The sequence below is a fragment of the Streptomyces sp. NPDC054841 genome (assembly GCF_053611045.1).
The window spans coordinates 1-6,289 of sequence record NZ_JBSGZO010000478.1 but is presented as its reverse complement, the minus strand read 5'-3'; the positions used below and the strand labels follow the sequence as shown (position 1 = coordinate 6,289).

The following is a 6,289-nucleotide window of genomic DNA, read 5'->3' as shown; positions in this document are numbered from 1 at the left end:
GGAGGTCGTGCTCCCGAGGGCCCTTCCGTGTGTGGTGCGCGTCCCCGTTCGGGGCGCGTTGAATCAGCCGACCAGGCCCTTCGCGGGCAGCTCGCCGACGGGCAGCGCGCTGCCCGCGTCCGGGACGCCGCCCCCGGTCAGCGACTCGACCGCGGGCGCACCCTGCGTGGTCGCGGTGGCCGCGGTCTCGCCCAGGGTGCCGGCGGCCCCGCCGGCCGTCTTCTGAGCGGCGGGGACACCCGACTCGGCGGCGTCGCCGAGCGTGCTGGAGGCGGCCGGGAGGGTCGTGCCGACCACCTTGCCGCCGGCCTCGTTCGCCAGGCCGGCCGCCTGGCGCGTGGCACCGTCCGTGGTGGTGCCGACTGCGTCGCCGTCCAGCTGGGTCAGGCTGCCCAGGTCCTGGGCGGGCGCAAGCTCCGCGGCGCTTGCGGAGCCGGCCGCACCGACCACGGGAGCTGCGCCGGCTGCGACGAGCAGCGCGGCACGGGCGATCCGGCGGGTCAGGGGGAGGGACATGGTGCTCCTTCGACGAGAGAACGATTGGGGTCGTGCTGTGGTGACTGTCCGGCGATCGGACGCACTGACAACCGCTCGTGGGCCCGGGAAGGTTGCGGTGAGCCAAGGTAAAGAGTTCGCAATGCATCGCATTATCGGCTTCGGACAAAAACGGGCGAACGATGCGGGTGCGGACAGTCTGCTGAACCGTCACTTCCCTTGTGCCGCAGGGGAATTGATGAACCGCTTCGAATGGCTCCGAACAAGCTGGAAAAACATCGCCGGGACGCGTACCGAGTAACTCGGGTGAGTGGCGACTCGGACGGTTGCACGATGCGGAATGTGGAATGTGGAATGCGGAATGCGGAGTGAGGGCCGCTACGGCGCGACGCGGATCCGGACCGCCCCGGCGTCCGGTGCCTCGGCGCCGGAATCCGCCGCCTGCCAGCCCTCGTCGGCCTCGTCCACGCTCCAGACCTTGCCGCCGAACGAGACCTCGGCGATCCGGAGTTCCGCGGCCTTGGCCACCGCCCAGTGGGCCAGCTCCCAGCCGCGGCTGTCCGCGCCGCCCGCGCCCGTGGCCGCTGTCGCGTTCACCGGCACCGTCAGCTCGGCCGGGCGGGGCGCGCCCGCGCGCCCCGTACCGCCGGCCGCGGGAAGGACCCCGGGGCCGAAGGAGCGCACGAGCTCCGAGCGGAGCTTCGCCGGGTCGCCGGGCTCCGCGGAGACTCGCGCCGTGCAGGTCAGGGAGGCGGAGGCGCGGCCGGTGAGCGCGGCGGAGAGCAGCGAGGCGTCCGGCTCGTGCTTCGCGTAGGCCTGGGGGAAACCGCTGCGCTGGACGCGCTGGGCCGCCACCGTCAGGGGCAGCCGCGAGTAGCCGGGCACCTCGGCGAGGTGGTCGTAGAACTTGCCGGCGGCGAAGACGGGGTCGCGGATCTGCTTGGCGCTGCCCCAGCCCTGGGAGGGGCGCTGCTGGAAGAGGCCGAGCGAGTCCCGGTCACCATGGTTGATGTTGCGCAGCGCGGACTCCTGCAGGGCCGTCGCCAGCGCGATGGTGACCGCACGCTCCGGCATCCCCCGGGTCGTGCCCACGGCGGAGATCGTGGCGGCGTTGGCGGCCATCTCCGGGCTGAGCTCGTACGAGGTGCCGGCACCGGAGCCCGGGCTCTCGGCGGAGCGCACCACGCACCGCGGCGCGCCGCCGCCCCCGCTCACGTACTGCACGACCACGTACGCGACCAGCGCCAGCAGCACGGCGAGCGCGGCCGCGATACGGAAGAGGCGGCCGCGCCGGACGGGGGAGGCGGTCTCGGTCACGGGCCCACCGTACTGGAGCGCGGCGGCAGCCCTCCCCGGCCCTGTGCGCCGGGTCGGCCGGGCCGGGACGAAGGAGCCGGACCGGCTGGTTCCCGCGACCGGCCGGCGGACGGCCGGTTCCCGCCACAGGCCGGCCGGAGGCCCGGCGTACGGGGCGCTAGGGTCGGAGCCATGCCCGAAACCGCGCTCGACCTCACCCTGGACGCCCCGGAGCTCACCGCTCGCCTCGTCGACTTCCCGTCGGTCAGCGGCGACGAGAAGGCCCTCGCCGACGCGATCGAGCAGGCGCTGCGCGCCCTCCCGCATCTCACCGTCGACCGGCACGGCAACAACGTCGTCGCCCGCACGAACCTGGGCCGCGCCGAGCGGGTCGTCCTCGCCGGGCACATCGACACCGTGCCGATCGCCGACAACGTCCCCTCCGAGCTGGACGAGAACGGCATCCTCTGGGGCTGCGGCGCCTCGGACATGAAGTCGGGCGTCGCCGTCCAGCTGCGGATCGCCGCGACCGTCCCGGCGCCCAACCGCGACCTCACCTTCGTCTTCTACGACAACGAAGAGGTCGCCGCACACCTCAACGGTCTGGGGCATGTGGCCGACGCCCACCCCGACTGGCTGGAGGGCGACTTCGCTGTGCTGCTGGAGCCGTCCGACGCCCAGGTCGAGGGCGGCTGCCAGGGCACGCTGCGGGTCCATCTCCGTACGACGGGGGAGCGCGCACACTCCGCGCGCAGCTGGATGGGCTCCAACGCCATTCACGCCGTCGGGCCGATCCTGGCCCGCCTCGCCGCGTACGAGCCGCGCCGCCCGGTGATCGACGGGCTCGAGTACCGCGAGGGCCTCAACGCCGTGGGGATCGAGGGCGGCGTCGCCACCAATGTCATCCCCGACGAATGCACCGTGGTGATCAACTACCGCTACGCGCCGGACCGCAGCATGGCCGAGGCGGAGGCGCACGTCCGCGAGGTCTTCGCGGACTGCGGAGTCGCCGAGTTCACCGTCGACGACCACACGGGCGGGGCGCTTCCCGGGCTCTCCCACCCGGCGGCCGCCGCCTTCATGGAGGCGGTCGGCGGCACCGCGCAGCCCAAGTTCGGCTGGACCGACGTCTCGCGGTTCAGCGCGCTGGGTGTCCCGGCGGTCAATTACGGACCCGGAGACGCTCTCTTCGCCCACAAGCGCGACGAACACGTGGCCATCGACAAGATCACGCACTGCGAGAACCGACTCCGGGACTGGCTCACCGCCTGACCTGGCCCTGGGTGATCGCCTGACCTGGTCCTGGCTCACGGCCTGACCTGGCCCTGGCTGACCGCTCACGGTCCGATCCCGCCCTGCCCGGCCGCCTGCCGTCCGGCCCCGCACTGTCCGACCACCGGAATTTCGCTCCCGTCCATCTCCGTCGACCTACTCTGACCTCGAACGAGCACCGCAGCGGAGGGAGCAGGTCATGGGCAACCCCGACGAAGCACGGCAGCCGGAGGAACAGCGGCTGGGACCGGTGCTGCGCCGCAGAGATCAGATCCAGCCCGGCACCACGGACCAGCGCCTGCTGGACACCGAGGGGGACTCCGAGTGGGTGCACACCGATCCCTGGCGGGTCATGCGCATCCAGTCGGAGTTCGTGGAGGGCTTCGGAGCCCTCGCCGAACTGCCCAGTGCGATCAGCGTCTTCGGCTCCGCGAGGACCGGGCCCGGCACTGCCGAGTACGAAGCGGGGGTCCGTATCGGCAGGGCGCTCGTCGAGGCCGGCTTCGCCGTGATCACCGGTGGCGGGCCCGGCGCGATGGAGGCCGCGAACCGGGGCGCCCGGGAGGCCAGGGGCATCTCCGTCGGGCTCGGTATCGAGCTGCCCTTCGAGCAGGGGCTCAACCCGCACGTCGACATCGGCGTGAACTTCCGCTACTTCTTCGTCCGCAAGACGATGTTCGTGAAGTACGCGCAGGGCTTCGTCGTCCTGCCCGGAGGCTTCGGCACGCTGGACGAGCTCTTCGAGGCCCTCACCCTCGTCCAGACCCGCAAGGTGACCCGCTTCCCCATCGTGCTCTTCGGTTCGGCGTACTGGAGCGGCCTGGTGCAGTGGCTGCGTGACACCGTGGTCGCCCATGGCAAGGCGTCCGAGCGTGACCTGCTGCTCTTCCACGTCACGGACGACGTGGAAGAGGCGGTCGCGCTGGTCACGAAGGAGACCGGCCCGCCCGCCCAGCTCCCCTTCGAGGGCTTCGAGGCCTAGGCCTTCGGATTCCGCCCTGGCTTCGGCCTTGGGATCCGCGGCTCAGGCCAGTCCCCGGCGGGCGACCGCCGGGGGCCGGTGGCCCGCGATCGACGCCACCATGTCCAGCACCTGCCGGGTCTCCGCGACCTCGTGGACGCGGTAGACCTGCGCGCCGAGCCACGCCGACACCGCGGTCGTCGCGAGTGTGCCGATCACCCGCTCCTTCACCGGCCGGTCGAGGGTCTCGCCCACGAAGTCCTTGTTCGACAGCGAGACCAGCACCGGCCAGCCCGTCTCCACCATCTCGCCGAGCCGCCGGGTCGCCTCCAGCGAGTGCCGGGTGTTCTTCCCGAAGTCATGACCGGGGTCGATGAGGATCGCGTCCCGGCGCACACCGAGCGCCGCCGCCCGTTCGGCCAGTCCGGTCGTCACCCGCAGGATGTCCGCCATCACGTCGTCGTAGGCGATCCGGTGCGGCCGGGTCCGCGGCTCCGCGCCGCCCGCGTGGGTGCACACCAGGCCCACCCCGTACCGGGCCGCCACCTCGGCCAGCTTCGGGTCCACGCCGCCCCACGCGTCGTTCAGCAGGTCCGCGCCCGCCTCGCAGACCGCCTCGCCCACGTCGTGCCGCCAGGTGTCGACGCTGATCACCACATCCGGGAAGCGACGGCGCACCTCGGCGACGAAACCGACCGTACGGCGCGCTTCCTCCTCGGCCGTGACCTCCTCCCCGGGACCGGCCTTCACGCCACCGATGTCGATGATGGCGGCGCCCTCGGACACCGCCTGCTCGACGCGGGCGAGTGCGGGCTCGTCGCGGAACGTCGCACCCTGGTCGTAGAAGGAGTCCGGGGTCCGGTTCACGATCGCCATGATCACCGGCTCCTGGGCGTCGAATTCACGCCGCCCCAGCCGCAGAGCCCCGCTGTGCATACCCTGCATCCGCCGTTTCCTCCTCGCGATCGTTCGCCTGCGACCTTAACTGTCGGTGGCGCATGGCACGATCGGCAGCAGACGGTTTCCTGCCCCGGGGAGAGGCTCGCTGTGTTCTGGTTCTTGCTGATCGCGATGGTCGTGGTGGTCGCCGCGGTCACCCTCGCGGTGGTCGGCGGCGGTGAGAGTGCGGTCCTTCCGGAAGCGGCGCCCGAGCAGCTGGTGGACCCGCTGCCGGTGACGCGTCCGGTGGGACGTGCCGATGTCGAGGCACTGCGCCTGCCCGTTACGGCGCGGGGCTACCGGATGGCGGACGTCGACGAGGTGCTCGGCCGGCTCGGCGCGGAGCTCGCGGAGCGGGACGCGCGGATCGCCGAGCTGGAGTCGGCCCTGGCCGGGCAGCAGGCGACGGCGGTCAGCCCGCCCGAGCTGTTCGACGAGCCGCAGCCGGGCCGGTTCGAACGGCCGGGCCGGTTCGAGCGGCCGGGCCGGTTCGAGCGGCCGGGCCGGTTCGAGCGGCCGGAGCGGTTCGAGCGGCCGGAGCGGCCCGGGTTCTTCGACAAGGACCATGCCAAGGACTTTGACGAGGACTTTGACGAGGACTTCGACGAGGGCTTCGACGAGGAGCCCGGGCCCGGAGAGGATCAGGGGCGATGAGCGGCCGTGCCGTTGCGGGTCCTGACGGGCGGCTGCGCTGCCCGTGGGGCCTGTCCACCGAGGAGTACGTCACGTACCACGACGAGGAGTGGGGCCGGCCGGTTCACGGGGACGACTCGCTGTTCGAGCGGTTGGCGCTGGAGGCGTTCCAGTCCGGGCTGTCCTGGATCACGATCCTGCGCCGCCGTGAGGGCTTCCGGCGGGCCTTCGCCGACTTCAAGATCGCGTCCGTGGCCACCTTCACCGACGCCGACCAGGAGCGCCTCCTCGCCGACCCCGGGATCATCCGCAACCGCGCCAAGATCGAGGCGACCCTGGCCAACGCACGCGTGCTCGCGGACTGGCCGGCCGGCGAGCTCGACGCCCTGATCTGGTCGTACGCGCCGGACCCGGACTCCCGCCCCGCGCCGCGCACCATCGGGGACGTACCGGCGGTCACGGACGAGTCCAAGGCCCTCTCCAAGGACCTCAAGAAGCGTGGACTGCGCTTCATCGGCCCCACGACGGCGTACGCACTCATGCAGGCGTGCGGCCTCGTCGACGACCACCTGGCGGACTGCGTCGCCCGTCGGGCCACCCCGGTGTAACGGGCCACTTCTTGGCTGTAACGGGTGCGCTCGGGGCTCGGCTGCCTGGGGCCCGCTCCTCAAGGTGCCGGGCGGGCTCCGATGG

General features: G+C 72.3%; 7 protein-coding genes. 4 read left to right on the top strand and 3 right to left on the bottom strand.

Features of this window, described 5'->3' with window-relative positions; translation table 11 throughout:
* Positions 1-63: 63 nt before the first annotated feature.
* On the bottom strand, positions 64-516 hold the full coding sequence (locus ACWGI8_RS37115) for an ATP-binding protein (RefSeq protein WP_453667840.1): 453 nt from the start codon (positions 514-516) through the stop codon (positions 64-66).
* 357 nt (positions 517-873) lie between these two features.
* Complete coding sequence (locus ACWGI8_RS37110) at positions 874-1,812, bottom strand: hypothetical protein (RefSeq protein ID WP_453667839.1); 939 nt, start codon at positions 1,810-1,812, stop codon at positions 874-876.
* Positions 1,813-1,983: 171 nt separating this feature from the next.
* Here ACWGI8_RS37110 and dapE point away from each other — a divergent pair, with 171 nt between their 5' ends.
* Together dapE and ACWGI8_RS37100 are read left to right on the top strand one after the other, a co-directional pair.
* A complete protein-coding gene (gene dapE / locus ACWGI8_RS37105; protein WP_453667838.1) occupies positions 1,984-3,063 on the top strand; it encodes a succinyl-diaminopimelate desuccinylase in 1,080 nt (359 codons plus the stop codon).
* A gap of 199 nt (positions 3,064-3,262) precedes the next feature.
* The gene (locus tag ACWGI8_RS37100; protein ID WP_453667837.1) at positions 3,263-4,045 is read left to right on the top strand and encodes an LOG family protein; all 783 of its coding nucleotides are present in this window, start codon (positions 3,263-3,265) and stop codon (positions 4,043-4,045) included.
* A gap of 42 nt (positions 4,046-4,087) precedes the next feature.
* Here the strand turns inward: ACWGI8_RS37100 and folP are convergent, their stop codons facing one another.
* On the bottom strand, positions 4,088-4,960 hold the full coding sequence (folP, locus tag ACWGI8_RS37095; protein ID WP_453667841.1) for a dihydropteroate synthase: 873 nt from the start codon (positions 4,958-4,960) through the stop codon (positions 4,088-4,090).
* 111 nt (positions 4,961-5,071) lie between these two features.
* Here folP and ACWGI8_RS37090 point away from each other — a divergent pair, with 111 nt between their 5' ends.
* Both ACWGI8_RS37090 and ACWGI8_RS37085 read left to right on the top strand, forming a co-directional pair.
* The gene (locus ACWGI8_RS37090) at positions 5,072-5,617 is read left to right on the top strand and encodes a hypothetical protein (protein WP_453667836.1); all 546 of its coding nucleotides are present in this window, start codon (positions 5,072-5,074) and stop codon (positions 5,615-5,617) included.
* Positions 5,614-6,204, top strand: coding sequence for a DNA-3-methyladenine glycosylase I (locus ACWGI8_RS37085; RefSeq protein ID WP_453667835.1), 591 nt, complete (start codon positions 5,614-5,616; stop codon positions 6,202-6,204). Before ACWGI8_RS37090 ends, ACWGI8_RS37085 begins: the two co-directional genes overlap by 4 nt.
* The last annotated feature ends 85 nt before the right edge of the window (positions 6,205-6,289 follow it).